25 protein-coding genes and 1 other annotated feature are annotated in these 26610 nt (G+C 37.9%); of the genes, 24 read left to right on the top strand and 1 reads right to left on the bottom strand.

What is annotated here, in order from left to right:
• The first annotated feature begins 223 nt into the window (after positions 1–223).
• From spoIIGA to pyrE, 24 genes are all read left to right on the top strand, one after another.
• The gene (gene spoIIGA, locus CKK03_RS13540) at positions 224–1150 is read left to right on the top strand and encodes a sigma-E processing peptidase SpoIIGA (protein WP_099363082.1); all 927 of its coding nucleotides are present in this window, start codon (positions 224–226) and stop codon (positions 1148–1150) included.
• Positions 1151–1223: 73 nt separating this feature from the next.
• Positions 1224–1943: an RNA polymerase sporulation sigma factor SigE gene (gene sigE / locus CKK03_RS13535; RefSeq protein ID WP_099352346.1), complete on the top strand. Its 720-nt coding sequence runs from the start codon at positions 1224–1226 to the stop codon at positions 1941–1943.
• A gap of 55 nt (positions 1944–1998) precedes the next feature.
• Entirely contained in the window at positions 1999–2868 is an 870-nt protein-coding gene (sigG, locus tag CKK03_RS13530) for an RNA polymerase sporulation sigma factor SigG (protein ID WP_099352347.1), read from the top strand.
• Between the two features lie 188 nt (positions 2869–3056).
• The gene (locus tag CKK03_RS13525) at positions 3057–3302 is read left to right on the top strand and encodes a YlmC/YmxH family sporulation protein (RefSeq protein ID WP_099363081.1); all 246 of its coding nucleotides are present in this window, start codon (positions 3057–3059) and stop codon (positions 3300–3302) included.
• A 156-nt stretch (positions 3303–3458) separates the two neighbouring features.
• Positions 3459–4280 carry a peptidoglycan editing factor PgeF gene (pgeF, locus tag CKK03_RS13520; RefSeq protein WP_099363080.1) on the top strand — a complete coding sequence of 274 codons (822 nt, stop codon included), beginning with the start codon at positions 3459–3461 and terminating at the stop codon, positions 4278–4280.
• 7 nt (positions 4281–4287) lie between these two features.
• Entirely contained in the window at positions 4288–4965 is a 678-nt protein-coding gene (locus CKK03_RS13515; RefSeq protein ID WP_099363079.1) for a YggS family pyridoxal phosphate-dependent enzyme, read from the top strand.
• Between the two features lie 48 nt (positions 4966–5013).
• Positions 5014–5448 carry a cell division protein SepF gene (locus tag CKK03_RS13510; protein WP_099363078.1) on the top strand — a complete coding sequence of 145 codons (435 nt, stop codon included), beginning with the start codon at positions 5014–5016 and terminating at the stop codon, positions 5446–5448.
• Positions 5449–5453: 5 nt separating this feature from the next.
• Positions 5454–5714: a YggT family protein gene (locus tag CKK03_RS13505; protein WP_099352351.1), complete on the top strand. Its 261-nt coding sequence runs from the start codon at positions 5454–5456 to the stop codon at positions 5712–5714.
• A gap of 54 nt (positions 5715–5768) precedes the next feature.
• Complete coding sequence (locus CKK03_RS13500; RefSeq protein WP_099363077.1) at positions 5769–6542, top strand: YlmH family RNA-binding protein; 774 nt, start codon at positions 5769–5771, stop codon at positions 6540–6542.
• A 107-nt stretch (positions 6543–6649) separates the two neighbouring features.
• On the top strand, positions 6650–7150 hold the full coding sequence (locus tag CKK03_RS13495; protein WP_099352353.1) for a DivIVA domain-containing protein: 501 nt from the start codon (positions 6650–6652) through the stop codon (positions 7148–7150).
• Positions 7151–7215: 65 nt separating this feature from the next.
• Positions 7216–7471: a binding site (T-box leader), on the top strand.
• 103 nt (positions 7472–7574) lie between these two features.
• The gene (gene ileS, locus CKK03_RS13490; RefSeq protein ID WP_099363076.1) at positions 7575–10337 is read left to right on the top strand and encodes an isoleucine--tRNA ligase; all 2763 of its coding nucleotides are present in this window, start codon (positions 7575–7577) and stop codon (positions 10335–10337) included.
• A 463-nt stretch (positions 10338–10800) separates the two neighbouring features.
• On the top strand, positions 10801–11175 hold the full coding sequence (locus tag CKK03_RS13485) for a TraR/DksA C4-type zinc finger protein (protein ID WP_099363075.1): 375 nt from the start codon (positions 10801–10803) through the stop codon (positions 11173–11175).
• Positions 11176–11278: 103 nt separating this feature from the next.
• On the top strand, positions 11279–11767 hold the full coding sequence (gene lspA, locus CKK03_RS13480; protein WP_099363074.1) for a signal peptidase II: 489 nt from the start codon (positions 11279–11281) through the stop codon (positions 11765–11767).
• Positions 11742–12650 carry an RluA family pseudouridine synthase gene (locus CKK03_RS13475; RefSeq protein WP_099363073.1) on the top strand — a complete coding sequence of 303 codons (909 nt, stop codon included), beginning with the start codon at positions 11742–11744 and terminating at the stop codon, positions 12648–12650. The genes lspA and CKK03_RS13475 overlap by 26 nt, the downstream gene beginning before the upstream one ends.
• A gap of 220 nt (positions 12651–12870) precedes the next feature.
• Entirely contained in the window at positions 12871–13419 is a 549-nt protein-coding gene (gene pyrR / locus CKK03_RS13470) for a bifunctional pyr operon transcriptional regulator/uracil phosphoribosyltransferase PyrR (RefSeq protein ID WP_099363072.1), read from the top strand.
• 147 nt (positions 13420–13566) lie between these two features.
• The gene (locus CKK03_RS13465) at positions 13567–14883 is read left to right on the top strand and encodes a solute carrier family 23 protein (RefSeq protein ID WP_099363071.1); all 1317 of its coding nucleotides are present in this window, start codon (positions 13567–13569) and stop codon (positions 14881–14883) included.
• A gap of 161 nt (positions 14884–15044) precedes the next feature.
• Entirely contained in the window at positions 15045–15947 is a 903-nt protein-coding gene (locus CKK03_RS13460; RefSeq protein ID WP_099363070.1) for an aspartate carbamoyltransferase catalytic subunit, read from the top strand.
• Positions 15944–17230, top strand: coding sequence for a dihydroorotase (gene pyrC / locus CKK03_RS13455; protein ID WP_099363069.1), 1287 nt, complete (start codon positions 15944–15946; stop codon positions 17228–17230). The genes CKK03_RS13460 and pyrC overlap by 4 nt, the downstream gene beginning before the upstream one ends.
• Complete coding sequence (locus CKK03_RS13450; protein WP_099363068.1) at positions 17227–18327, top strand: carbamoyl phosphate synthase small subunit; 1101 nt, start codon at positions 17227–17229, stop codon at positions 18325–18327. The genes pyrC and CKK03_RS13450 overlap by 4 nt, the downstream gene beginning before the upstream one ends.
• Positions 18312–21524 carry a carbamoyl-phosphate synthase large subunit gene (gene carB, locus CKK03_RS13445; protein ID WP_099363067.1) on the top strand — a complete coding sequence of 1071 codons (3213 nt, stop codon included), beginning with the start codon at positions 18312–18314 and terminating at the stop codon, positions 21522–21524. The genes CKK03_RS13450 and carB overlap by 16 nt, the downstream gene beginning before the upstream one ends.
• Positions 21521–22300, top strand: coding sequence for a dihydroorotate dehydrogenase electron transfer subunit (locus tag CKK03_RS13440; RefSeq protein ID WP_099363066.1), 780 nt, complete (start codon positions 21521–21523; stop codon positions 22298–22300). Before carB ends, CKK03_RS13440 begins: the two co-directional genes overlap by 4 nt.
• Complete coding sequence (locus CKK03_RS13435) at positions 22297–23208, top strand: dihydroorotate dehydrogenase (RefSeq protein ID WP_099363065.1); 912 nt, start codon at positions 22297–22299, stop codon at positions 23206–23208. The genes CKK03_RS13440 and CKK03_RS13435 overlap by 4 nt, the downstream gene beginning before the upstream one ends.
• A complete protein-coding gene (pyrF, locus tag CKK03_RS13430) occupies positions 23208–23924 on the top strand; it encodes an orotidine-5'-phosphate decarboxylase (protein ID WP_099363064.1) in 717 nt (238 codons plus the stop codon). The genes CKK03_RS13435 and pyrF overlap by 1 nt, the downstream gene beginning before the upstream one ends.
• The gene (gene pyrE / locus CKK03_RS13425) at positions 23921–24553 is read left to right on the top strand and encodes an orotate phosphoribosyltransferase (protein ID WP_099363063.1); all 633 of its coding nucleotides are present in this window, start codon (positions 23921–23923) and stop codon (positions 24551–24553) included. The genes pyrF and pyrE overlap by 4 nt, the downstream gene beginning before the upstream one ends.
• Positions 24554–24600: 47 nt before the next feature.
• Here pyrE and CKK03_RS13420 read toward each other — a convergent pair whose 3' ends face one another.
• Entirely contained in the window at positions 24601–26310 is a 1710-nt protein-coding gene (locus CKK03_RS13420; RefSeq protein WP_099363062.1) for an Rqc2 family fibronectin-binding protein, read from the bottom strand.
• Positions 26311–26610: the final 300 nt, after the last annotated feature.

The raw sequence follows: 26610 nt of genomic DNA, 5'->3' as shown, positions 1-26610 counted from the left end.
ATGCCTTTTTTCTATTTTTTCACCTATTTCTTTGAATTCCCCTTCATTCTAACTTAACTGACAAAATAAGAACTAATCTTCCAAAATTTCTCTTTTATTATCGGCATGAAGTGACAGACTTCCATATAAGATGTACTATATACTATTTTTTAAGCTAACTAGTTTACCAAATGCAAAAACATATATCTAAGGTGACGTGACTTTTGGTGAAAGGAGAAATGGGGTGTCTATTTATTTAGATGTAATCTGGTTGTTAAACTTTTTCTTTGACGCCTTATTATTACTATTAACTGCGATGATCCTAAAGCGAAAGATTGTAAAATGGAGAATCTTAGTAGGTTCATTTATTGGCTCTTTACTAGTCCTCTTAGTGGTTTCTCCGTTCGCAGAAATTGGATCTCATCCGGTTACAAAACTTCTTTTTTCAATTGTAATTGTAGGAGTTGCTTTCGGATATAAACGATTTCGTTTTTTTTTACAAGGATTATTAACCTTTTATTTTGCTACTTTCATGATTGGAGGTGGGATGATAGGGGTTCATTACTTTTTAGAATTCGATGTTCAAGTATTTGATGGAACAATCATGACTCAGTCAACTGGCTATGGAAACCCAATTAGTTGGGGATTTGTATTAATCGGCTTTCCACTCTTATGGTATTTTTCAAAAAATAGAATGGATGACATTGAAACGAAGCAAGTTTTCTATGACCAGATTGTTGCTGTGAAGCTTGAGATAGATGATGTCATCTTACATTTACAAGGTTTGGTCGACAGTGGAAATCAATTGTTCGACCCAATTACAAAAAGCCCAGTTATGATCTTAGACACCACAAAATATGAAGAACTCTTTCCTAAAGCCCTTATGGAACAATCCAAAAATATAGAGCTCTTAACAAATGATTCCTCAACAGAATCTCATAAATGGGAAAGTCGTGTACGACTTATTCCATATCATGGGGTTGGCCAAGAACATCAATTCTTATTAGCTGTTAAACCGGACCGAATAACAATCTATCATGGAAATGAAGAAAATATCGTAAAAAAAGGATTGGTTGCATTCAACCATACTACTTTATCAACTGATGGGGAGTATGATTGTATCGTACATCCAAAAATGCTTGTATCAAGCTCTATTCAGACAGCTTCTTAAGGGGTAATTAACAAATTTATTCTAATAAATATCATACTCACGCTTTTTACAAATTAGAAGGGAGAACTTATCTGTGGCTAAATTAAAATTAAAACTTACATATTGGTGGTATAAACTTTTAATAAAATTAGGTTTGAAGACAGATGAAATTTATTATATTGGTGGGAGCGAAGCTTTACCTCCACCCTTATCAAAGGACGAAGAAGAGGTTCTCTTAAATAAGTTACCGAGTGGCGACCAGGCTGCAAGGTCAATTCTTATTGAAAGAAACCTAAGACTTGTTGTATATATCGCACGAAAGTTTGAAAACACAGGAATTAATATCGAGGATTTAATTAGTATTGGAACAATTGGGTTAATCAAGGCTGTCAATACGTTTAATCCTGAAAAGAAAATCAAACTTGCAACCTATGCATCAAGATGTATTGAAAATGAGATTTTAATGTATTTGCGTCGAAATAATAAAATAAGGTCTGAGGTTTCTTTTGATGAACCATTAAATATTGATTGGGACGGTAATGAACTATTATTATCGGATGTTCTAGGAACAGACGAAGACATCATTACAAAGGATTTGGAAGCGAATGTCGACCGAAAGTTATTAGTGAAGGCTCTGCATCAGTTAAATGATCGCGAGAAACAAATCATGGAATTAAGATTTGGATTAATTGGTGGAGAAGAAAAGACGCAAAAAGATGTTGCTGACATGCTTGGGATATCGCAATCTTATATTTCAAGACTGGAAAAGCGAATTATTAAACGACTTCGAAAAGAGTTTAACAAAATGGTGTAAATAAAAAATAATTTTCCTTTAAAGCTATTGATTTTGCTGTTTTTATACACTAGCTATGGAAATAGTTGTGAATTCGAAATGCATATTTTTCCCTCTAACGGAGATACTTAACTTTGTACAGCAACTCCTGTTAGGAGGGAAAGAATTGACTCGAAATAAAGTAGAAATTTGTGGTGTTGATACTTCAAAACTTCCAGTACTAAAGAATGAAGAGATGCGGCAATTATTCCGACAAATGCAAAGTGGCGATTTGTCAGCCCGCGATAAGCTCGTAAATGGGAATTTACGACTTGTTCTCAGTGTAATCCAACGGTTCAACAACAGAGGAGAATTTGTGGATGATTTATTTCAGGTCGGATGTATCGGTCTGATGAAATCAATCGACAATTTTGACCTTGGTCAAAACGTGAAATTCTCCACCTATGCAGTCCCGATGATTATCGGCGAAATTCGGCGCTATTTACGAGACAACAATCCTATCAGGGTGTCGCGCTCATTGCGGGACATTGCCTATAAGGCTTTGCAAGTAAGAGAGCGTTTGATGAGTGAAACATCAAGGGAACCTACAGCAGAAGAAATCTCAAAGGTTCTTGAAGTGCCACATGAAGAAATTGTTTTTGCACTTGATGCGATTCAAGACCCTGTATCATTATTCGAACCGATTTATAATGATGGTGGGGATCCAATTTTTGTGATGGATCAGTTAAGTGATGAACGAAATCGTGATTCAAATTGGATTGAAGAGATTGCCTTAAAAGAAGGAATGAGACGACTAAATGATCGTGAGAAACTAATCCTTCGAAAACGATTTTTTCAAGGAAAAACACAAATGGAAGTTGCTGAAGAAATCGGAATCTCTCAAGCCCAAGTTTCACGTCTTGAAAAAGCAGCAATTAAACAAATGAATAAGAACATCCAAAATTAATGATGGACTAGTCATTAAATGGACAAGTTATAGCATGAATAGGGTAAATATCAGACATTCGGTGAAATCGAATGTCTTTTTTATCGCTTTTTTCTCGTGTGAAATTAAAGCCTTCCCACTTCGTCTAATTTTGTCTCATAAAAGGCAGTAAGCCAGTCATATAGTTTACTATAAGGAGGCGGAGGGAAATGGTGAAAATTTCTGATTTTCAGGCGAAGGATGTTGTAAGTGTTGTCGATGGAAAAAGACTTGGGAATATTGGCGATATCGACATTAACTTAACAACTGGAAAGATAGAGTCCATTATTATAGGTGGCTATGGAAAGGTACTAGGCATATTTGGCCGTGAGGAAGAGATTGTGATTCCATGGAGAAACATTATCAAAGTCGGTAAAGATGTGATTTTAGTGCGAACTCAGAATACGACTGAGTAATCGCGCTAAATTTTGACATTTTTCCTAACATATTCTCCTTTCTTTTGCTAAGATGTGATAAAATAGGCAGAAGAAGGGTTCATTTTTCTAAAAATAAAATATTGTCTTCATATCTAGGTAAGATGTGCTGATAATTATGAATAAAAGGATGTTGTTATGAAGCTTGAACCATTTACTCAAAAGGCAGAACAAGTTTTAAAACTTTCCACTTGGAGCCATATTTCTGATAAATTGGTTGCTGGTTTTACGACTAAAAATGGCGGAGATAGTGAAGGGGATTTTAAATCCTTTAATCTTGGTTTACACGTAAATGATGAGGACAACTCGGTTATTTCAAACCGAAAGCAGCTTGCAGACATTCTCCGCTTTCCACTTGAAAACTGGGTATGCTCAGAGCAAACACATAAAAATAACATCGCTAAGGTCACTAAAAAAGATCTTGGTGCAGGTGTTTTTACATACGATGATAGCATCAAGGATACAGATGGGATATATACAACAGAGAAAAATATTCTGCTAACCCTTTGTTATGCAGACTGTGTTCCACTTTACTTTATTGCACCATCTAAACAAATAATTGGAATTGCTCATGCAGGGTGGAAGGGAACTGTTCAGGATATTGCAGGTGAAATGATTCATGCTTGGGGTAATGAAGGTGTTAAACCAGATAATATCCAAGCAGTTATCGGACCAGCAATTGGTAAATGCTGCTACATTGTGGATGATTACGTAATAGATTTCGTGAAAAGTTTGGACAAAATAGAGTCAAAACCATACGAAATAGTGAGTGACAACCAATACCGGTTAGATTTAAAGGAACTGAACTATCAGCTCATGGTGAGGGCAGGAATTCCTCCTGAAAATATTCAAGTTTCCTCGTATTGTACGTCCTGTGAGAATCAGAATTTCTTTTCGCATCGAAGGGATGCCGGGAAAACGGGAAGAATGATGAGTTTTATTGGCTTTAAGGAGGATTAATTTTAAAATGAGTGTAAAAGAAAATCTAATAAACATACAAGAAAACATTGAACAAGCATGCAAGCGTTCAAATCGGCCTGCAGATTCTGTTTCAATTATTGCTGTAACGAAATATGTAAGTGTTGAAACAGCTAAGGAAGCAATTGCAGCAGGAATTCAACATATTGGAGAAAATCGTGACGAAGGTCTGACAAAGAAGCGAGAAGAACTTGGGAATGAACCAACTTGGCATTTTATTGGGTCTCTTCAAACAAGAAAAGTAAAAAACATTATTGATAAGGTGGACTATATTCATTCACTCGATCGAATATCGTTAGCAGAGGAAATTCAAAAGCGGGCGAGCGATAAAATAAAATGTTTTGTACAAATCAATGTATCTGGAGAAGAGTCCAAACACGGAATGTCACCGGAAAATCTTGAGTCGTTTATAATGGAACTTGAAAAATATCCTTCTGTTGAGGTAGTCGGATTAATGACAATGGCTCCATTTACCGATGATCAAGATGTTATTCGTTCATGCTTCAAAAGACTTCGAAACCTAAGAGATGATGTACAAGCTCTTGGTTTGCCACATGCTCCATGTACTGAATTATCTATGGGTATGTCGAACGATTTCGAAATTGCAATTGAAGAAGGAGCTACCTTCATTCGAGTAGGTACTTCATTGGTTGGTAAAGAATTTTAACTTTATTAAATTAGCCAAGGAGCATTTGATAAGAGAGAGGTGTTACAAATGAGTATAAAAACCAAATTTAAAAGCTTTTTTGCATTAGAAGATGAATATGATTATGATGAAGAAGATTATTTTGAAGAGGAAGTAGAACCTACAAAGGCTGCAAAACCAGCTGCAAAGCAAAATGTAGTAAGCTTGCAAAGTGTTCAAAAGTCTTCTAAGGTTATTTTATTTGAACCTCGAGTATATGCAGAGGCACAAGAAATTGCCGATCATTTGAAAAACAGACGAGCGGTTGTTGTTAATCTCCAACGCGTGCAACATGATCAAGCAAAGAGAATCGTTGATTTCCTAAGTGGAACTGTTTATGCCATTGGTGGGGATATTCAACGCATTGGTGCAAATATTTTCTTATGTACTCCTGACAATATCGATGTGTCTGGAAATATCTCAGAGATTGTTTCTAACGAAGAATTCGCTGAAAAGGGGTGGTAATGAAAATGGGTATTATTTTCGGTATCTTAAGTCAAGCGCTGGTACTTTATTCGTATGCGCTGATCATTTATATTTTAATGTCTTGGTTTCCAAATGCACGTGAATCTGGAATTGGTCAATTTTTAACAAGAATTTGTGAACCATATCTAGAGCCATTCCGCAGATTTATTCCACCACTAGGGATGATAGATATTTCCCCAATTGTTGCAATCCTAGTGCTAAATTTCGCTGGTAGAGGAATTCATGCTTTGCAAAGCATGTTCTAAAAAGGGCCTTGATTCAAGGTCCCTTTTCTTCATTATAAACGAGGTATTATACATATGAATTTATATCAACATTTTCGAAAAGAAGAGCATGCGTTCATTGATCAGGTGTTGGAATGGCAACAGACTGTCCTGAATCAGTATAGTCCTAGGTTAACCGACTTTCTTGATCCACGTGAACAAGAAATTGTGAAGCAAGTGGTAGGAACCAGTGGAGATGTCCTTGTTCATTTTTCTGGTGGAAAAGAAGGACTTGAACGAAAACGTGCATTATTGTATCCATCTTATTTTGAACCAACTGAAACAGATTTTAATCTATCCTATTTTGAGGTGAAATACCCTGTTAAATTTGTTTCTGTTGACCACCGAAAGGTTCTTGGTTCATTAATGTCTCTCGGTCTAAAACGTTCCAAATTTGGTGATATCCTAACACAGGACGAGCGTATTCAAATTGTTGTTGCCGAGGAAGTTGCTGATTACGTACGAATGAATTTAACATCCGTTGGTAAGGCAACAATCTCATTATCAGAGATTGTTGCTTCAGAACTTGTATTCGTTCATGAAGAATGGACTGAGCAAACAGTCACTGTTTCCTCCTTACGATTAGATGTTATATTGGCATCGATTTTAAATTTGTCTAGGCAAAAAGTGCAAGTCTTAATTGAAAATGGACTTGTAAAAGTAAATTGGAAAAAAGTCGAACAATCTTCCTTTGAATGTAAGGAAGGAGATGTTCTTTCTGTTCGTGGATACGGAAGAAGTAGACTTCATTCAATTGAAGGGAAAACAAAGAGAGAAAAATGGAGAATCATTGTAGGAAGACAAAAATAATTGTAAATAATGCAGGAATTTCTTCTTTTTTGTCGAATTGTAAAGTATCATTTGTTTAAAGAATGTTTGAAAAACAACGCATTTATTAATTTTTGGAGGTGGCATTCGTGCCTTTAACGCCATTAGATATTCATAATAAGGAATTTAACAAAGGTTTTCGCGGCTATGATGAGGACGAGGTTAATGAGTTTCTTGATCAAGTTATTAAAGATTATGAAATGGTTATTCGTGAGAAAAAAGAACTTGAGTCAAAACTTTCAGAGCTAAACGAAAAACTAGGTCATTTTACAAATATCGAAGAAACATTAAATAAATCGATCTTGATTGCGCAAGAAACAGCTGAAGAAGTGAAACGTAATGCTTCAAAGGAAGCAAAGCTTATCATCAAGGAAGCAGAGAAAAATGCAGATCGTATTATTAATGAATCGTTATCTAAATCTAGAAAGATATCAATCGAAATTGAAGATTTGAAGAAACAGTCAAAAGTATTCAGAAACAGATTTAAAATGTTAGTGGAAGCTCAGTTAGATATGCTTAATAATGATGATTGGGATCATCTCATGGAATATAATGTAGAGCCTGTTTTTGCAGAATCAGAAGAAAACTAGTATTGACACTTGACTCTTTTGTTTAATACGCATATAATTTTAAAACAACTAATTACTTTAATATACAAGCAGCTTTGAAAGGGACAGTAGTTCTTGTCAAACTTATTTAGCGAGTCGGAGATGGTGGAAGCCCGATATAAGTGATAAGAATGAAAATCACCCTGGAGTTCGGTGCTGAACACATAAATTGATTCAAAAGAGATTGTCTTTTGAACATTTCTAAGTAAGCATTTCGCGTATCATTCACGTTACGAATGTCGAGTGGACGAATGGAAATTCGTCTATAAGGGTGGTACCGCGAGAGGCCTTCTCGTCCCTTTTTGGGATGAGAAGGCCTTTTTCTATTCTGATTAAAGGTATCACAAATCATCCATACTGTAACAAGCTGCAAATAATTAGGAACTATTATTAGGAGGAAATGGTAATGGAGTATAAAGACACGTTATTAATGCCAAAAACAGATTTCCCAATGCGTGGAAACCTTCCAAATCGCGAACCACAGATTCAAGAACAATGGGAAGAAATGAATATTTACCAAAAGGTTCAGGAACGTACGAAAGGTCGTCCATTATTCGTTCTTCATGATGGGCCTCCATATGCGAATGGTGACATTCATATGGGGCATGCATTAAACAAAATCATTAAGGATATGATTGTTCGTTTCAAATCAATGAACGGGTATTGTGCCCCATATGTTCCAGGATGGGATACTCACGGACTTCCAATTGAAACAGCTCTTACAAAAAATAAGAAGGTTAATCGGAAAGCAATGAGCGTTGCGGAATTCCGTAAACTTTGTGAGGAATATGCTTACGAGCAAATCAATAACCAACGCGAACAATTTAAACGTCTAGGGGTTCGTGGTGATTGGGAAAACCCGTATATCACATTAAAACCAGAATACGAAGCTCAGCAAATCAAAGTATTTGGTGAAATGGCTAAAAAAGGTTATATCTACAAAGGACTTAAGCCTGTTTATTGGTCTCCTTCATCTGAATCAGCACTAGCAGAAGCAGAAATTGAATACCAAGATAAACGTTCACCTTCTATCTATGTAGCGTTCCCAGTGAAGGATGGTAAAGGTGTCTTAGAAGGTGACGAAAAAATCATCATCTGGACAACAACACCATGGACAATTCCAGCAAACCTTGGAATTAGTGTACATCCTGATCTAGAGTACTCTGTTGTTAATGTTGACAACAACAAATACGTGGTTGCTTCTGCATTATTAGAAGCAGTAACTAAAGAAATCGAATGGGAAAATGTATCTGTTGTGAAAACATTTAAAGGTCGTGAATTAGAAAATGTTGTAGCCAGCCACCCAATCTATGGTCGCGATTCCCTTGTAATGCTTGGTGAACACGTTACAACTGATGCAGGTACTGGATGTGTACATACAGCACCTGGTCACGGGGAAGATGACTTCATCGTTGGACAAAAATATGGCATCGGCGTACTTTGCCCTGTAGATGAAAAAGGCTATATGACAGCAGAGGCGGAAGGGTTTGAAGGTTTATTCTATGATGAGGCTAACAAACCAATCACTGAAAAATTAAATGAGGTTGGAGCGCTTCTAAAGCTTGCCTTCATTACTCACTCTTATCCACATGACTGGCGTACGAAAAAACCAACTATCTTTAGAGCTACAGCTCAGTGGTTTGCTTCTATTAAAGATTTTAGAAACGAACTAATGGACGCTGTTAAAGAAACGAAATGGGTTCCGGCATGGGGTGAAACAAGACTTTATAACATGGTTCGAGATAGAGGAGATTGGTGTATTTCTCGTCAGCGTGCATGGGGAGTCCCAATCCCAGTATTCTATGGTGAAAATGGGGAACCCATTATCACAGATGAAACCATTAATCATGTCTCTAACCTATTTAGAGAATATGGGTCAAATGTTTGGTTTGAACGTGAACCTAAAGACTTATTGCCAGACGGATTTACACATGAATCAAGTCCAAATGGTATCTTCACGAAGGAAGATGACATTATGGACGTATGGTTTGACTCTGGTTCATCCCATCAGGCAGTCTTATTAGAAAGAGATGATCTACAACGTCCGGCAGATCTTTACTTAGAAGGTTCTGACCAATATCGTGGTTGGTTTAACTCATCTCTATCAACGGCTGTAGCTGTAACAGGTAAAGCACCATATAAAGGTGTACTAAGCCATGGTTTTGCCCTTGATGGTGATGGCCGTAAAATGAGTAAGTCATTAGGAAACGTTGTTGTTCCGGAAAAGGTAATGAAGCAACTAGGAGCAGATATCCTACGTCTTTGGGTAGCTTCAGTTGACTATCAGGCAGATGTGCGTGTATCCGACGCAATACTAAAACAAGTAGCAGAGGTTTACCGAAAAATTAGAAATACATTCCGTTTCTTACTTGGTAATTTAAGTGACTTCAATCCGGAAACAGATGCAATTCCTGTGAATGAATTGCGTGAGGTAGATCGTTATATCCTTGTTAAATTAAACAAATTAATTGATAAGGTAAAAACATCTTATGAAAATTATGAGTTTGCAGGTGTTTATCATTCCGTTCATAATTTCTGTACAATCGAGTTAAGCTCATTCTACCTAGACTTCGCAAAGGATATTTTATATATCGAGGCAGCGGATCAACATGATCGCCGTTCAATTCAAACTGTCTTATATGAAGCTTTATTAAGCTTAACTAAGCTTGTCACACCGATTCTTCCACATACAGCAGATGAAGTATGGAAGCATATCGATTCTGTTAAAGAGGAAAGTGTTCAATTAGTTGATATGCCAAATTCAGTTGAGATTCCAAATGCAGATGCATTGGAAGCGAAATGGGATTCATTCATGGAACTTCGTGATGACGTTCTAAAAGCTTTAGAAACAGCGAGAAATGAGAAAGTTATTGGAAAATCATTAGCTGCTAGCATCACTTTATATCCAAACAACGAAACAAAAGCTCTTCTCAATTCAGTGGAGGAGAACTTAAAGCAGTTATTTATTGTATCAGGATTTGAAATTGGGTATGAAGAAGCTCCAGAAAATGCACAAGTTTTCGATCAAGTAAAAATCGTTGTAGGTGTAGCAGAAGGTGAAACCTGTGATCGTTGTTGGGTCGTAACACCAACAGTTGGTGAAGACTCAGATCACCCATCACTTTGCACACGTTGTGCATCTGTTGTAAAAGAAAATTACCAAAACTAAAATAGGAAAAACGCCATGAATCCATAGGTTCATGGCATTTTTTTGCAAAAAATTGGTATCTTGAAATATTTCATTAATAGAACTGTAACCCAACAATTTGCTCGTCTGCCGTCAAAAATAAATGAGAAATGCGTAGTATGTAATTAGAAACAATGAAAAAGATTTGAAGATAGGAGGATGAAAAGGACCGCGTCGACAAAAACGCCACTTCCTGTGGCATTGTCGACACTAGCACGTCCTGTGCGTCGAAATTTCAAGGCGGCGAAGCTTTGAGTACCGGAACGTATGCAGTTAATACGTGAGGAACGGAGAAGCAAGCCAACACAGAAATTCGATGCGTCATTTTTATCCTACAGGAAAAACTTGTTGGCTTTAACGAAAACCATTATGGATAATACTATTTCTACTACCTTATAAAGATGATCTTAAGCATTAATCAAAAGCATGATAAGGAGGCGTTCCAATGAACGATCAGTATGCAGAGATTAAAGCGGAGTTGGAATTAACAAAGAAAGAACTAATATCCAGGTTAATGAAGTCAGCACAATATGAGGTAAGTCAAGAACTACTTTTTCAGAATGAACAATCTGAGAAAGAAAAAATTGTAATGAATCATATAAAAGAAGATTTAAGCGACGTCGAAAGAGCTATAAATAAAATTAATTCCGGCACATTTGGAATTTGTGAAGAGACTGGTGCTGAGATTCCGATTGAGAAACTACGGATACTTCCAACAGCTCGAACCATTTTCGAATTTTCCTTCACTGATCTATATGACAGAAGTAATGTCATACCCCTTCAGCGTAAAAACCATCTTTCTTTAGTGGAGCAAAAGTGAAACCTTTGCTTTTGCTCTGCTTTAATCCCTTAAATAGATTGTACAGCCGTCCATTCATATGCTAAAATTCAAAAGTATAGTTTGTATGGATGGGGGCGTATTCGTGTATTATTATTTAATTGCTTTATTTATCATTTTATTAGATCAGGTTACAAAATGGATAATTGTCCGTTTTATGGAGCTTGGAGATTCGATTCAAATCATTCCTAACTTTTTGTATATAACGTCGCATCGAAACCGTGGCGCAGCATGGGGGATACTACAGGGGCAAATGTGGTTTTTCTATATTGTGACCATTATCGTGGTTGTTATGCTCGTTATCTACATACGGAGCCTCAAACCAAACCAGCGCCTGTTTGGCATTGCGCTTTCATTTATGCTCGGAGGTGCAATTGGTAATTTTATTGACCGTATCTTTCGTAAAGAAGTTGTCGATTTTATAGATACATACATTTTTACATATAACTTCCCTATTTTTAATATTGCCGATTCAGCACTTGTAATTGGTGTTGGCTTGATTTTAATTTTAACTATTTTTGAAGGGAAATTAGAAAAGGAGAAAACAAATGAATCAATTCGAACTAACGATTGAGGATCAACAGCAAAATGACCGAATTGATAAAGTCGTTTCAGCCTTTAACTCTGACTGGTCGAGGACACAAGTCCAGTCTTGGATAAAGGATGGGAATATAAAAGTCAACGGGAATAATGTTAAAACCAATTATAAAGTTAATATAGGGGACCATATTCAAATTGATATTCCTGAACCTCAAGCGTTGGATGTGGTACCAGAAGAGATGAACTTAGATGTTTATTATGAAGATGCAGATGTTCTCGTTGTCAATAAACCAAAAGGAATGGTCGTACATCCTGCTCCAGGCCATGTTAGTGGAACGTTGGTAAACGGTCTTATGGCTCATTGCAACGATTTATCAGGAATCAACGGTGTTCTACGCCCGGGGATTGTTCATCGAATCGATAAGGATACTTCAGGCTTATTGATGGTTGCAAAAAATGATGTTGCGCATGAATCCTTAGTGAATCAACTGGTCGAAAAGTCAGTAACTCGTAAATATAAAGCACTAGTCCATGGCGTCATACCGCATGACCAAGGTACAATTGATGCACCCATTGGACGGGATAAAAAGGATCGCCAAAGTATGACTGTTACAGATGAGAACAGTAAAGATGCAGTGACTCATTTTAATGTATTAGAACGATTTAAAGATTTTACATTTGTTGAGTGTCAGCTAGAAACGGGGCGTACCCATCAAATACGAGTTCATATGAAATATATTGGTTACCCATTAGCGGGTGATCCAAAGTATGGTCCAAAGAAAATATTAGAACTTGGTGGACAAGCTCTTCATGCAGGGCTATTGGGCTTTGTTCACCCTAGAACGAATGAATATCTTGAATTTGAATCTCCACTTCCTGCTTATTTTGAGGAACTTCTTGAGAAGCTGCGACATTGATTTTGTTCCTTACAAAAAAGGATTGACAAATTTCGATAATGAACGTAGAATGAACTTAATTAAATGAGCCCCTTTAAGATCAGTCCCGTGAGGCTGAGAAGGAAACGGAATTACATTTGGATCATTGTATCCTCATGTATGAGTGTCTATGTCCTTTCACTTACGGTGAGAGGACATTTTTATTTTAAAGAGGGAATCAATGTTAAGTGAGGTGTAACAAATGGCTGAAACTGATAAAGCTGTAGTTTTAGACAATCAAGCAATTCGAAGGGCTTTAACAAGAGTAGCTCACGAAATCATTGAAAAAAACAAAGGAATAGAGAACTGTGTGATTGTTGGGATCAAGACAAGAGGTATTTACTTAGCAAAGCGTATTGCCAACCGAATTGAACAAATCGAAGGCAAGAAGATTGCAATTGGTGAATTAGATATTACCTTGTACCGTGATGACTTAACAACAAAAACAGAGGATCGCGAACCAATTGTAAATGGATCCGATATACCAGTTGACATTACGAATAAAAAAGTCATTCTTGTTGATGACGTCTTATACACAGGTAGAACAGTGAGAGCGGCACTCGATGCCCTCATCGACATTGGTCGGCCAGCACAAATTCAGTTAGCTGTTTTAATTGACAGAGGTCATCGAGAGTTCCCAATACGGGCAGATTATGTTGGGAAAAATATTCCAACTTCTAACTCGGAAAAAATTGTGGTTGAACTAGAAGAAATAGACAATTTAGATCAAGTAACGATTCATAAAAAGTAAATAAAGTACCCTTTAAATGTAGTCCAGAGAGGCTAACAAAGGGGTAAACATTCCTTCTCAAAAGATAGGGATTTGTATACCTCTTTGTGTAAAAAACACAAAGATTTTTTTGTTTTGGGTATCTTAATATGAGGGGGAAATTCAAAAATGAGTAATGATAACCAAAAGATTGTATTAGGGATAAAAGATAAACCATCTCCAGGACTATTCGCAATACTGAGCCTGCAGCATTTATTTGCCATGTTCGGTGCAACAATCCTTGTACCGTATTTAGTAGGAATTAGTCCTGGTGTAGCTCTCATTTCAAGTGGGTTAGGTACACTAGCATTTTTACTTATCACAAAGGGTCAGGTTCCAGCATACTTAGGATCATCCTTTGCTTTTATTATCCCACTTCAATCAGCAATAGCTGCTGACGGTCCTGGTGCTGCTATGATGGCAAGCTTACTTGCTGGGCTCGTATATGGGATTGTAGCTCTGTTAATAAAAGCAACAGGACATAAATGGCTTGTGAAGATTTTACCACCTGTTGTTGTTGGACCAGTTATTATCGTAATAGGTCTTAGCCTAGCTGGTACAGCAGTTGGGATGGCAATGAATGATGCTAGCGGCGCATATAGTCTACAGCATTTTTCAGTAGCATTAGTTACACTAGCAATCGTGATTATTGCAACCATCTTTTTTAAAGGCTTCTTAAACCTAATCCCGGTCCTAATCGGGATTATCGGTGGATACGTATACGCATTATCAATCGGACTAGTGGATTTTACTGCAGTAAGAGAAGCAAAGTGGTTTGAAATGCCAGACTTTATTATCCCGTTTGTTTCATACACACCGCAGTTTTCATTAGATATGATTGCATTAATCGTTCCAGTAGCGGTAGTTACCTTATCAGAGCATATTGGACATCAAATGGTCTTAAGTAAGGTTGTTCAAAAAGATTTAATTAAACAACCTGGATTACATCGCTCAATTATGGGTGATGGAGTAGCAACGATGATTGCTTCACTACTTGGTGGTCCCCCAAATACAACATACGGAGAAAACATTGGCGTTTTAGCCATCACTAGGATATTTAGTGTATATGTAATCGGCGGTGCAGCTGTTGTGGCGATTGTCTTTGGTTTCATTGGCAAAATCAACGCCTTAATTAGTACGATTCCAACACCAGTTATGGGTGGGGTATCCATTCTCTTATTCGGAATTATTGCTTCATCTGGTTTACGGATGTTAGTAGATAGCAAAGTTGATCTTGGCGATAATCGTAACTTGGTGATTTCATCAGTTATCCTTGTCATCGGAATCGGCGGAGCATTTATCCGCGTACTTGGCTTTGAAGTTCACGGCATGGCATTAGCCGCAATCATAGGTGTTTTACTTAACCTAATCCTTCCTGGCGGAGTAGTTCCGGAAGACGAAGATATATATGAGACTCATCTTGAGGATGATAACTCTGTTGCATAATGATTCACCTTTTAAAATTACCCAGAGAGGTTATTAAGGGTGTAAGGTTTTTGCGAAAAGGGTAATGGCTTTATTATACCCTTTTTCAAACAAAACCTTGTTTTACACCCTTACCCAAAAAAGGTAAGGGTGTTTTTTTTATAAGAATTGGAGGAGAGAAAATGAATCATTTACTTACGATGACCGAGTTAAGCATTGAGGATATTGACCGAATTCTATTTGATGCGAGCCTGTTTGCCGAAGGAAACAAATGGAAGCTTGAAAAACAAACATTTGTTGCCAATCTTTTCTTCGAACCAAGTACACGTACACGCTTTAGTTTCGAAGTAGCCGAGAAAAGATTAGGTGCAGACATCCTGCAGTTAGATGAAATGACGTCAAGTGTTCAAAAGGGAGAAAGTCTATATGACACAGTTAAAACCCTTCAATCAATCGGGGCAAATGCAGTCGTGATTCGTCATCCAAAGGATGAGTATTTTAAGGAATTAATAAATGGCATCCATATTCCAATCATTAATGCAGGTGACGGATGTGGTCATCATCCTACACAATCTCTCCTTGATCTATTAACCATTAAACAAGAGTTTGCTAGATTCCAAGATTTAAATGTGTTAATCGTTGGCGATATTCGTCATAGTCGGGTTGCAAGATCCAATGCCGAAGTCCTAACAAGATTAGGCGCGAATGTTCGTTTTTCAGCTCCATTAGAATGGCAAGATGATACAAATCCTAATGGTGAATATGTAGACCTTGATAATGGCATTAGAGAAGCAGATGTCGTCATGTTGCTACGTATTCAACATGAGCGCCATGAGTCATCGATGGGCTTATCGAAAGAAGAATACCATGAACAATATGGTTTAACGATTATGCGAAGCAAAAACATGAAAAAGGGTAGCATTATTATGCATCCAGCTCCCATCAATCGTGGAGTTGAAATAGCAAGTGAATTAGTAGAAGCACAAAACTCAAGAATTTTTAAACAGATGGAAAATGGTGTATTCGTAAGAATGGCCGTACTTAAAAGAGTGTTACAACAGGTTGAAGGAGGAATTTTAATATGAGCACATTATTAAAAAATGCAAAAATTTTAAACCAACAAGGTGAATTAGTAAGTGCAGATATCAAAATCACGGATGACTTGATTGAAGCGGTGGGTACAAACCTTGATTCAACAAATTGTGAGGTAATTGATGTAGAAGGAATGTTTGTATCAGCAGGTTTTGTTGATGTCCATGTCCACCTTCGTGAACCTGGAGGCGAACATAAAGAAACAATTGAAACAGGAAGTCTTTCGGCAGCAAAAGGTGGATTCACAACAATTGCAGCAATGCCTAACACAAGACCAGTTCCGGATTCAGTTGAACAAATGAATTGGCTACAACAACGAATCAAGGATACGGCTCATGTGAATGTTCTTCCGTATGCGGCTATTACCATTCGTGAGCTTGGTCAAGAACTTACGGATATGAATGGATTAAAGGAAGCAGGAGCATTTGCATTCACAGATGACGGCGTTGGAATTCAATCTGCTGGGATGATGCTTGAAGCCATGAAGCAAGCGGCCGCGATTGATATGCCAATTGTAGCCCATTGTGAGGAAAATACGTTAATCAATAAAGGTTCTGTACATGAGGGTGGATTTTCGAAGAAACATGGAATCAATGGAATTCCTTCTGTGTGCGAATCCGTACATATTGCAAGGGATGTTTTATTAGCTGAAGCAGTTGGCTGTCACTACCATGTATGTCATGTAAGTACAAAGGAATCAGTCCGTGTCATCAGAGATGCAAAACGTGCTGGTATCCATGTAACAGCTGAGGTTACACCACATCATTTATTACTATGTGATGAAGACATCCCTAGCCTCGACACAAATTATAAAATGAATCCTCCATTACGTGGAAGAGAGGATTTAGAGGCCCTTATTGAAGGTCTCTTGGATGGAACAATCGATTTTATTGCTACAGACCATGCACCACATGCAAGTGAGGAAAAAGCACAAGGAATGGCTCTAGCGCCGTTTGGCATCGTTGGTTTAGAGACAGCATTCCCACTTCTTTATACACATTTTGTTGAAACCAACAGAATGACATTAAAGCAATTAGTAGACTTCTTAACCAGTAAACCAGCAAACACATTTAAATTACCATCTGGAACCTTAGAAATTGGTAAGAATGCTGATTTAACTGTAATTGATTTAAACGCTACAGAAACAATTCATCCAGAAAGCTTTGTTTCAAAAGGAAAAAACACACCATTTACTGGCTGGGAATGTAAAGGATGGCCGGTCATGACACTTGTAAATGGCAACATTGTATGGCAGAAAGGAAGTGTTCTAGTATGAAGCGACAGCTTATTTTAGAAGATGGAACCATTTTTGTTGGTGAAGGATTCGGAAGTGAGACTGAGAAGTTTGGTGAGGTTGTTTTTAATACTGGAATGACAGGTTATCAAGAAATTTTATCAGACCCATCTTATTGTGGCCAAATCGTAACATTAACCTATCCCTTAATTGGAAACTACGGTATTAATAGAGATGATTTTGAATCAATCAACCCAGCTATAAGTGGTTTTATTGTGAATGAAGTGTGTGACCATCCATCAAATTTTAGAAGTCAATTTAATTTAGACGAGTATTTTAAGTCAAAAAGTATTCCAGGACTTTCTGGAATCGATACAAGAAAGCTTACAAGAATTATCCGTCAATATGGGACATTAAAAGGTGCTATTTGTGGAATGGATGTCAATGTAAGTGACGCTATCAACCAACTTGGTGATCGCACTTTACCCACTGACCAAGTAAAACAGGTTTCTACAAAAGGTTCTTATCCAAGCCCAGGTAGAGGACATCGTGTTGTTTTAGTCGATTTTGGCATGAAACACGGAATTTTACGCGAACTAAATCACCGTGACTGTGATGTAATTGTCGTTCCTTACAATGTAACAGCCGAAGAAATTCTTCGACTAAAACCTGACGGAATCATGCTAAGTAATGGACCTGGGAATCCAAAAGATGTACCTGAAGCTATTGAAATGATTAATGGCGTTTTAGGGAAGGTTCCTTTATTTGGAATTTGCTTAGGTCACCAATTATTTGCCTTAGCAGGTGGTGCCGATACTGAAAAAATGAAATTTGGACATAGAGGGTCGAACCATCCGGTTAAACACCTGAAATCTGGAAAGGTTGCTATTACCTCTCAAAACCATGGCTATACAGTTAATGCAAAGTCTTTAGTTTCTACTAGACTGGAAGTAACACATATAGCACTTAATGATGGATCCGTAGAAGGACTGCGCCATTTAGATTATCCCGCATTCACTGTTCAGTATCATCCAGAGGCCTCACCTGGGCCTGAGGATGCAAATAGCTTATTTAACGACTTTTTACAGATGATTGAAAACTTCAAGAAAGAAGGCGAAGAGCTATGCCAAGACGCTTAGATATTAATACTATTCTAGTAATCGGATCAGGTCCAATCGTTATTGGGCAAGCAGCAGAATTTGATTATGCAGGGACTCAGGCCTGCTTAGCTTTACGAGAAGAAGGCTATAAGGTAATCTTGGTTAACTCAAATCCTGCAACAATTATGACAGATGTTGAAATTGCAGATAAAGTTTATATAGAACCCATTACATTAGAATTTGTAAGCAAAATTATTCGTAAAGAAAGACCGGATGCAATCTTGCCAACACTAGGTGGCCAAACCGGCTTAAATATGGCTGTAGAACTTTCAAAATCAGGCGTTCTTGAAGAATGTAATGTCGAGATTCTAGGGACAACTCTTTCAGCGATTGAAAAAGCCGAAGATCGTGATTTATTCCGAACCTTAATGAACGAACTGAATGAGCCTGTGCCAGAAAGTGAAATTATCCATAACCTGGACGAAGCGTACGGATTTATTGAAAAAGTAGGATACCCCGTAATTGTTAGACCAGCCTTCACCTTAGGAGGTACTGGTGGTGGAATTTGTAACGATGAAGAAGAATTGATTGAAATTGTTACAAGCGGATTGAAAAATAGTCCTGTAACCCAATGTCTACTAGAAAAGAGTATTGCAGGGTTTAAAGAGATTGAATACGAAGTAATGCGCGATTCAGCAGATACTGCAATTGTAGTTTGTAACATGGAAAACGTAGATCCAGTTGGAATTCACACTGGTGATTCAATTGTTGTTGCACCGAGTCAAACTTTAAGTGACCGAGAATATCAACTATTACGAAATACATCTTTAAAAATCATCCGCGCACTTGGGATTGAAGGTGGATGTAATGTACAGCTAGCACTTGATCCGTATAGTTTCAATTACTATATTATCGAGGTAAACCCACGTGTGAGTCGTTCTTCAGCGTTAGCATCTAAGGCGACGGGTTATCCAATTGCCAAACTTGCAGCAAAAATTGCAGTAGGTTTAACGCTTGATGAGATGATTAACCCTGTTACAGGAAAAACATATGCAGCCTTTGAACCTGCACTTGACTATATCGTTACAAAAATCCCCCGCTTTCCATTTGATAAGTTCGAGTCTGCAAACCGCCGACTTGGAACGCAAATGAAAGCCACTGGTGAAGTCATGGCGATTGGACGTAATTTCGAGGAATCCATACTTAAAGCAGTACGATCCCTCGAGTCAAATGTTTCTCATATCCAATTAGAGGATGCAGCCAATGCAGATCTTGCCACAATTGAAAAAAGAATTAGGAAAGCAGGAGATGAGCGTCTATTCTATCTTGCGGAAGCGATTAGACGTGGCATCACCATCCAACAAATTCATGAGTGGAGTGAAATTGATTTATTCTTCCTCCAAAAATTTGAAAATATAATCACGCTCGAAAACACAATACGGGAAAATAAAGGTGATTTAGAAACATTGACGGTGGCAAAAAAGAAAGGATTTGCTGACTCCATCATCGCGGAGTTATGGAATACAACAGAAAGTGAAATTTATGAAACTCGTAAACAAGCAGGAATAGTCCCGGTATATAAAATAGTCGATACATGTGCAGCTGAATTTGAATCAGAAACACCTTATTATTATGGAACATATGCGGATGAAAATGAATCAATTGTAACGGATAAGAAGAGTGTTATCGTTCTAGGTTCAGGTCCAATCCGAATCGGGCAGGGTGTTGAGTTCGATTATGCAACCGTTCATTCTGTTTGGGCGATTAAACAAGCTGGCTATGAAGCAATCATTATCAACAATAACCCTGAAACAGTGTCAACTGACTTCAGTATTTCAGATAAGCTTTATTTTGAGCCATTAACTATTGAGGATGTTATGCATATCATTGACCTTGAACAGCCTGAAGGTGTAGTTGTACAGTTTGGTGGTCAAACAGCTATCAATCTAGCAAGTTCTTTAGTTGAGCGCGGAGTGAAAATTTTGGGTACGTCTTTAGAGGATTTAGACCGTGCAGAAAATAGAGATAAATTTGAGCAAACGGTTATTTCACTTGGTATACCACAACCTAAAGGAAAAACAGCAACTTCGGTTGACGAAGCAGTTGTCATTGCGGAAGCGATCGGTTATCCAGTGCTTGTGAGACCTTCATATGTATTAGGTGGAAGAGCCATGGAGATCGTTTATCAAACAGAAGAACTTCTTCATTATATGGAAAATGCAGTAAAGATTAACCCGGAACATCCAGTCCTAATCGACCGCTATTTAACTGGTAAGGAAATTGAAGTAGATGCCATTTCTGATGGAGAAACAGTATATATTCCTGGGATTATGGAACATATCGAACGTGCTGGAGTACACTCGGGTGACTCGATTGCCGTATATCCACCACAAACTTTATCAGACCATGTAAGACAACAAATCATTGACCATACGATTGCACTTGCAAAAGGATTAAATATTATCGGTCTATTAAACATTCAATTTGTGGTTTATAACGAAGAAGTCTTTGTTATCGAAGTAAACCCAAGATCAAGCCGTACAGTCCCATTCTTAAGTAAAATAACTGGCGTACCTATGGCAAATATCGCGACAAAGGTAATTCTTGGACAATCATTACCATCACAAGGTTTTACAACAGGATTACACCCGGAAATTGAAGGAGTTTATGTGAAAGTCCCAGTCTTCTCGTTCGCAAAACTTCGCAATGTGGACATTTCGCTTGGACCAGAAATGAAATCAACTGGTGAAGTAATGGGCAAAGACTATACGTTAGAAAAAGCATTATATAAAGGCCTAGTTGCATCCGGAATCACGATTCCTAAATATGGATCTGTGTTATTAACAGTAGCTGATAAAGACAAAGAAGAAGCGCTTGAAATTGCAAAACGATTCCACACAATTGGCTATCAACTTTTAGCAACAAGTGGAACTGCTAGCTACTTACAAAAAGCAAACATTCCTGTTACCGTCGTTAATAAAATTGGTGCACAGGCTCCAAATTTAATTGATGTCATTCGTCAAGGAAAAGCTCAATTTGTTATTAACACATTAACAAAAGGAAAACAGCCTGCTAGAGATGGCTTTAGAATCCGTCGTGAAACAGTTGAGAATGGAGTTGCATGTTTAACTTCACTTGATACGGCAAAAGCAATCGTGAAAGTTCTAGAATCCATGACATTCTCAAGTGAAGTGATGGGTTCTCACGTGCAAAAGCGTGAGGTGGTACACTCATGATTAAAAAGGAACAAATGAAAATTGTGAGCCACACTCAAATTGCAGAGGATATTTTTGAACTAACAATAGCAGGGGAATTGGTTCAGGCAATGAACGATCCTGGACAATTTGTCCATGTAAAAGTCAGTGATGGAATTGACCCGTTGCTAAGAAGACCTATTAGTATTGCAAATATTGATCAAGAAAAGCAAGAGTGCACACTGATTTACCGAAAGGAAGGACTCGGCACACGAGTCCTTTCTGAAAAAAACATCAATCAATCAGTCGATGTATTAGGTCCACTTGGAAACGGCTTTCCTGTTGATGAAGTAGGTGTTGGTGAAACTGCCCTGCTTGTCGGTGGAGGAATTGGAGTTCCGCCACTTTATGAATTATCGAAGCGCCTCGTTGCAAAAGGTGTTAAAGTGATTCACGTCCTTGGATTCCAATCAAAATCGGCTGTGTTTTATGAAGAAAAATTTAATTGGTTAGGTGAAACTTATATCGCAACAGTAGATGGAACAGTTGGAACGAAAGGATTTGTAACAGATGTGATTTCAAATAACGGAATTACATTTGACACACTCTATTCCTGCGGACCAACTCCAATGCTAAGGGCACTTGAAGCTGCCTTCCCTGATCGAAATGCTTATATTTCATTAGAAGAAAGAATGGGCTGCGGAATTGGCGCATGTTTTGCATGTGTATGTCATCTTCAAGATGACCCAGACGGTTATACCTATAAAAAAGTATGCAGTGATGGGCCAGTATTTAAGGTTGGAGAGGTGGTACTATGAACAGACTTCAAGTTGAACTCCCAGGTTTATCACTAAAAAATCCCATCATGCCAGCATCCGGTTGCTTTGGATTCGGAAAAGAATACTCGAAGTTTTACGATTTGAGTACATTAGGTGCGATTATGATAAAAGCAACAACTGTAGAACCAAGATTCGGAAACCCAACTCCACGAGTAGCAGAGACCAGTGCAGGGATGTTAAATGCAATTGGATTACAAAATCCAGGACTTGAGAAAGTCATGGCTGACGAGCTTCCATGGCTTGATCAATTTGATGTACCCATTATTGCGAATGTTGCCGGTTCCCAAATTGAAGATTATGTCGAGGTAGCAAGGGAAATCTCGAAAGCATCTAACGTTCATGCATTAGAATTAAATATTTCGTGTCCCAATGTAAAAACGGGTGGAATTGCTTTCGGTACGATTCCTGAGGTGGCTGCAGAGCTTACGAAATATGTAAAAGAAGCATCTAGTGTTCCAGTATACGTTAAATTATCACCGAATGTTTCAAACATCGTTGAAATGGCAAAAGCAATTGAAGAAGCGGGTGCAGATGGTTTAACAATGATTAATACATTAATCGGTATGCGGATTGATCTTAAAACAGGAAACCCAATTTTAGCAAATAAAACGGGGGGCTTATCAGGTCCAGCCATCAAACCTGTTGCAATCCGTATGATTCATGAAGTGAGTCAGGCAGTGTCGATACCGATTATCGGAATGGGTGGCGTTCAATCAGCTGAAGATGTTCTTGAATATTTTTATGCTGGTGCAAGTGCTGTTGCAGTTGGGACTGCCAATTTTGTGGACCCGTATGTTTGCCCGACAATTATTGAGGATCTTCCAAGATTACTAGATAAATATGGTTTTGGGCATATCTCGGAATGTCATGGAAGGAGCTGGAAGTGATGCAACGACCGTTAATTATTGCTCTGGATTTTCCCAACTTACCATCTGCGAAAGACTTTCTCAAGGATTTTGGGGAAGAGCCACTTTTTGTGAAAGTTGGAATGGAGTTATATTATCAAGAAGGACCATCTGTCATTCATTTTTTAAAAGAACAAGGTCATTCTATTTTCCTAGATTTGAAACTTCATGATATTCCAAATACCGTATATTCTAGCATGAAGCGCCTGGCGGGTCTTGGTGTTGACTTAGTCAATGTTCATGCTGCTGGAGGACGGGGAATGATGGTAGCAGCCCGCGAAGGACTTGAGGCAGGAACTACAATGGGACAGTCAAGACCTAAGTGTATTGCCGTCACACAGCTTACGAGTACAACTGAAGAAGTGATGAGAAACGAATTGCTAATCGAACGTAATTTGTTAGATGTGGTTGCCCTGTTTGCAACTTTGACAAAGGATAGTGGCCTAGACGGTGTCGTATGTTCCTCTCTTGAAGTTCCGGTAATCAATAGAAAGTTAGGAAACGAATTTATGACCGTTACGCCTGGGATTCGTCAAGCTAGTGATGAAGTAGGGGATCAAGCAAGAGTTGTTACACCTGAAAAAGCAAGAGAATTGGGATCAACTGCAATTGTCGTTGGTAGATCAATCACACGAGCAAATAACCCATTACACACATATAAACAAATGAAAGCAGCATGGGAAGGGGTACGAGTATGAATAAAGAAATAGCAGCACATTTATTAGAAATTGGGGCCGTATTTTTACAACCAAATGAGCCATTCACATGGTCTTCAGGTTTAAAATCTCCTATTTATTGTGATAATCGAATGACTCTTTCTTTCCCACAGGTTCGCAGGGAAATTGCAAAGGGATTATCTGAATTAATTAAGATTCATTATCCTGAGGTCGAAGTAATTGCTGGAACTGCAACTGCGGGGATTCCTCATGCAGCATGGGTAAGTGATGTATTAAATAGCCCAATGTGCTATGTACGCAGCAAAGCAAAAGCACATGGCAAAGGTAATCAAATTGAAGGAAAAGTGGTTAAAGGACAAAAAGTTGTCGTTATAGAAGACCTTATTTCAACGGGTGGCAGTGCTATTACAGCAGCTGAAGCACTTCGTGAAGCAGGGTGTGAAGTACTAGGTATTGTTGCAATCTTCTCTTATCAACTTCCAGCAGCAACAGCTAGCTTAGAAGCAGCAAATATTTCAGCTCACACCTTAACCGATTATCCAACCTTAATTAATGTTGCGCTTGAAAAAAATGTCGTGTCTGATAACGATATTGAAAGCCTAAAGAGCTGGAGAGAAAATCCAGTTGACTGGTATACAACCAAAGCATAATAAACTAGCCCTAGGAATCAAGTGATCCTAGGGCATTTATTTTTTTTTTACTTTCTTAGCTGTAAAATTAAATCTTCTTGTGGTGTCACATATACAGTTTGTTGATTATCATAGATGACATAGCCAGGCTTTGAACCATTCGGTTTCTTAACATGGCGCACCAGTGTGTAATCAACCGGTACAGAGGACGAATTTTTTGCTTTACTGAAATACGCTGCGATTGTCGCTGCCTCAAGAATTGTATCCGGAGATGGTTGTTTGCTTCTAATAATCACATGTGAACCAGGTATGTCCTTTGTATGCAACCATATATCATCTCTTGCAGCTAGTTTATTTGTTAAATGATCATTTTGTTTATTGTTTTTACCAACAAGGATTTCTGTCCCATCACTTGCTACATAGTGTTCAACAGAAGGTTTCATAGGTTTCATCTTCTTATTGCCTTTTTGTTGCTTTTTCTTCAGATAACCTTCTTCCATAAGTTCCTCACGAATTTCCTGCAAATCCTTTGGTGCAGCTGATTCGATTTGTTGTAATAAAGACTCGAAATAAGTAATTTCTTCATTAGCTTTCGCAATCTCATGTTCTACATAGGAAACTGCATTCTTTGCTTTTTGATACTTTGAAAAATAACTTTGCGCATTTTCAGATGGTGATTTTTGTGGGTGTAGAGGAATTTTCACCATCTCATTTTCCTGTGAATAGTAATTCAACACTTCAATTTCCTTGTCGCCTCGAGTGATCGCATACATATTCGCTGTCAGAAGTTCACCAAAGAGCTTATATTTTTCAGCTTTTTCAGATTCGACTAAGGTTGCTTCAAGTTTTTTGATTTTTTTCACGTTTTTTGTTTTTTCATTTTGGATAAACCGTTCTAAATCATTACCTTGCTGCTTAACCCGATCACGTTCTGCTTTTCCAAAATAAAAACGATCGAGCATTTCACTAATCGTAGCGAATGCCTTAGCCTCACCACCAATATGATCTAAAGGAAGGATATAGAAAAAATCCTTTTGACCCTTTGTTATGAACTGTGGTGTAATTTGATTTTGTTTAATCGTTGTAATCATCGATAAAAAAGGATTAGGTAATGTTTTTCGATTAGCTATTCCAGCGCGAAATATAACTTCTTTTGCAAATACAGGGGAGATCCCAGAAAATTTATTTACAATCTGCTGATCCAATCGACCAGCATTAAAATCAATTTTCCTCAAGAATGTCTCTTCATCGACTGTAAAAGGATTTATCTTTTCCTGAGCAGGCGGAAAAACATATGTATACCCTGGTAATACAGTGCGGTGACGATTGACTGCTGGTGAAATATGTTTGATGCTATCAAGGATTGTCTGTTTTTCCGAATCCACAAGGATGATGTTACTATGTCTGCCCATAATTTCAATAATCAGTTGTTTTAAAGAAACATCACCTAATTCATTTCGGCCTTTTATATCAAAAATGATGATTCTGTCCATATCAACTTGACGAATGTTTTCGATGATACTGCCTTCTAGATGTTTGCGGAGTAACATACAAAACATCGGCGGCTCATGTGGGTTATCATATAGTTCATTTGTTACATGGATCCGGGCATAACTTGGGTGTGCTGAAAGTAGTAGTTTATGATTCTTTCCATTTGCACGAACCTGAAAGATAAGTTCATTTTTATATGGTTGATAGATTTTTGAAATCCTACCACTATCTAATGTTTTTTGTAATTCATTCACAATTGCATGTGTGAAGATTCCATCGAATGTCATATGTGTTTCCTCTTTTCCATAACAATAGAAGACAAGGTCTTCTAGTTCCTCTTCAATGTTATTGTACCAATAAATAGGTAACTTAGAAAAAGTATAGCATTTTTTTGGACGAGACTGAATAAGCTTTCATAGATAGAATTTACTTCATCAGAAGTGCGCCACTTCTGATGAAGTAATTCAGCCTCCGGCGGATGCCACGATTTTTCAAAGGTAATTTTTCGAGCATAAGATCAAAGACTAAGATCGCCACGTCCTTTGGCAACGTCTTTGTGACCCACATCGTGTGGGCCTAAAAATCGG

It is taken from the genome of Fredinandcohnia onubensis (genome assembly GCF_002734215.1).
Classification (GTDB): Bacteria; Bacillota; Bacilli; order Bacillales; family Bacillaceae_L; genus Ferdinandcohnia; species Ferdinandcohnia onubensis.
The sequence above is the reverse complement of the archived record's forward strand: the minus strand, read 5'-3'. Positions and strand labels throughout refer to the sequence as shown.

Coding starts and splice junctions, on each gene's coding strand:
- pyrR (WP_099363072.1), top strand. CDS start 12,871: ATGGCTGAAACTGATAAAGCTGTAGTTTTAGACAATCAAGCAATTCGA.
- CKK03_RS13525 (WP_099363081.1), top strand. CDS start 3,057: ATGGTGAAAATTTCTGATTTTCAGGCGAAGGATGTTGTAAGTGTTGTC.
- CKK03_RS13500 (WP_099363077.1), top strand. CDS start 5,769: ATGAATTTATATCAACATTTTCGAAAAGAAGAGCATGCGTTCATTGAT.
- pyrE (WP_099363063.1), top strand. CDS start 23,921: ATGAATAAAGAAATAGCAGCACATTTATTAGAAATTGGGGCCGTATTT.
- pyrF (WP_099363064.1), top strand. CDS start 23,208: ATGCAACGACCGTTAATTATTGCTCTGGATTTTCCCAACTTACCATCT.
- sigG (WP_099352347.1), top strand. CDS start 1,999: ATGGAAATAGTTGTGAATTCGAAATGCATATTTTTCCCTCTAACGGAG.
- carB (WP_099363067.1), top strand. CDS start 18,312: ATGCCAAGACGCTTAGATATTAATACTATTCTAGTAATCGGATCAGGT.
- CKK03_RS13510 (WP_099363078.1), top strand. CDS start 5,014: ATGAGTATAAAAACCAAATTTAAAAGCTTTTTTGCATTAGAAGATGAA.
- CKK03_RS13465 (WP_099363071.1), top strand. CDS start 13,567: ATGAGTAATGATAACCAAAAGATTGTATTAGGGATAAAAGATAAACCA.
- pyrC (WP_099363069.1), top strand. CDS start 15,944: ATGAGCACATTATTAAAAAATGCAAAAATTTTAAACCAACAAGGTGAA.
- CKK03_RS13440 (WP_099363066.1), top strand. CDS start 21,521: ATGATTAAAAAGGAACAAATGAAAATTGTGAGCCACACTCAAATTGCA.
- CKK03_RS13450 (WP_099363068.1), top strand. CDS start 17,227: ATGAAGCGACAGCTTATTTTAGAAGATGGAACCATTTTTGTTGGTGAA.
- CKK03_RS13460 (WP_099363070.1), top strand. CDS start 15,045: ATGAATCATTTACTTACGATGACCGAGTTAAGCATTGAGGATATTGAC.
- CKK03_RS13475 (WP_099363073.1), top strand. CDS start 11,742: ATGAATCAATTCGAACTAACGATTGAGGATCAACAGCAAAATGACCGA.
- CKK03_RS13505 (WP_099352351.1), top strand. CDS start 5,454: ATGGGTATTATTTTCGGTATCTTAAGTCAAGCGCTGGTACTTTATTCG.
- CKK03_RS13420 (WP_099363062.1), bottom strand. CDS start 26,310: ATGACATTCGATGGAATCTTCACACATGCAATTGTGAATGAATTACAA.
- CKK03_RS13435 (WP_099363065.1), top strand. CDS start 22,297: ATGAACAGACTTCAAGTTGAACTCCCAGGTTTATCACTAAAAAATCCC.
- ileS (WP_099363076.1), top strand. CDS start 7,575: ATGGAGTATAAAGACACGTTATTAATGCCAAAAACAGATTTCCCAATG.
- pgeF (WP_099363080.1), top strand. CDS start 3,459: ATGAAGCTTGAACCATTTACTCAAAAGGCAGAACAAGTTTTAAAACTT.
- CKK03_RS13485 (WP_099363075.1), top strand. CDS start 10,801: ATGAACGATCAGTATGCAGAGATTAAAGCGGAGTTGGAATTAACAAAG.
- CKK03_RS13515 (WP_099363079.1), top strand. CDS start 4,288: ATGAGTGTAAAAGAAAATCTAATAAACATACAAGAAAACATTGAACAA.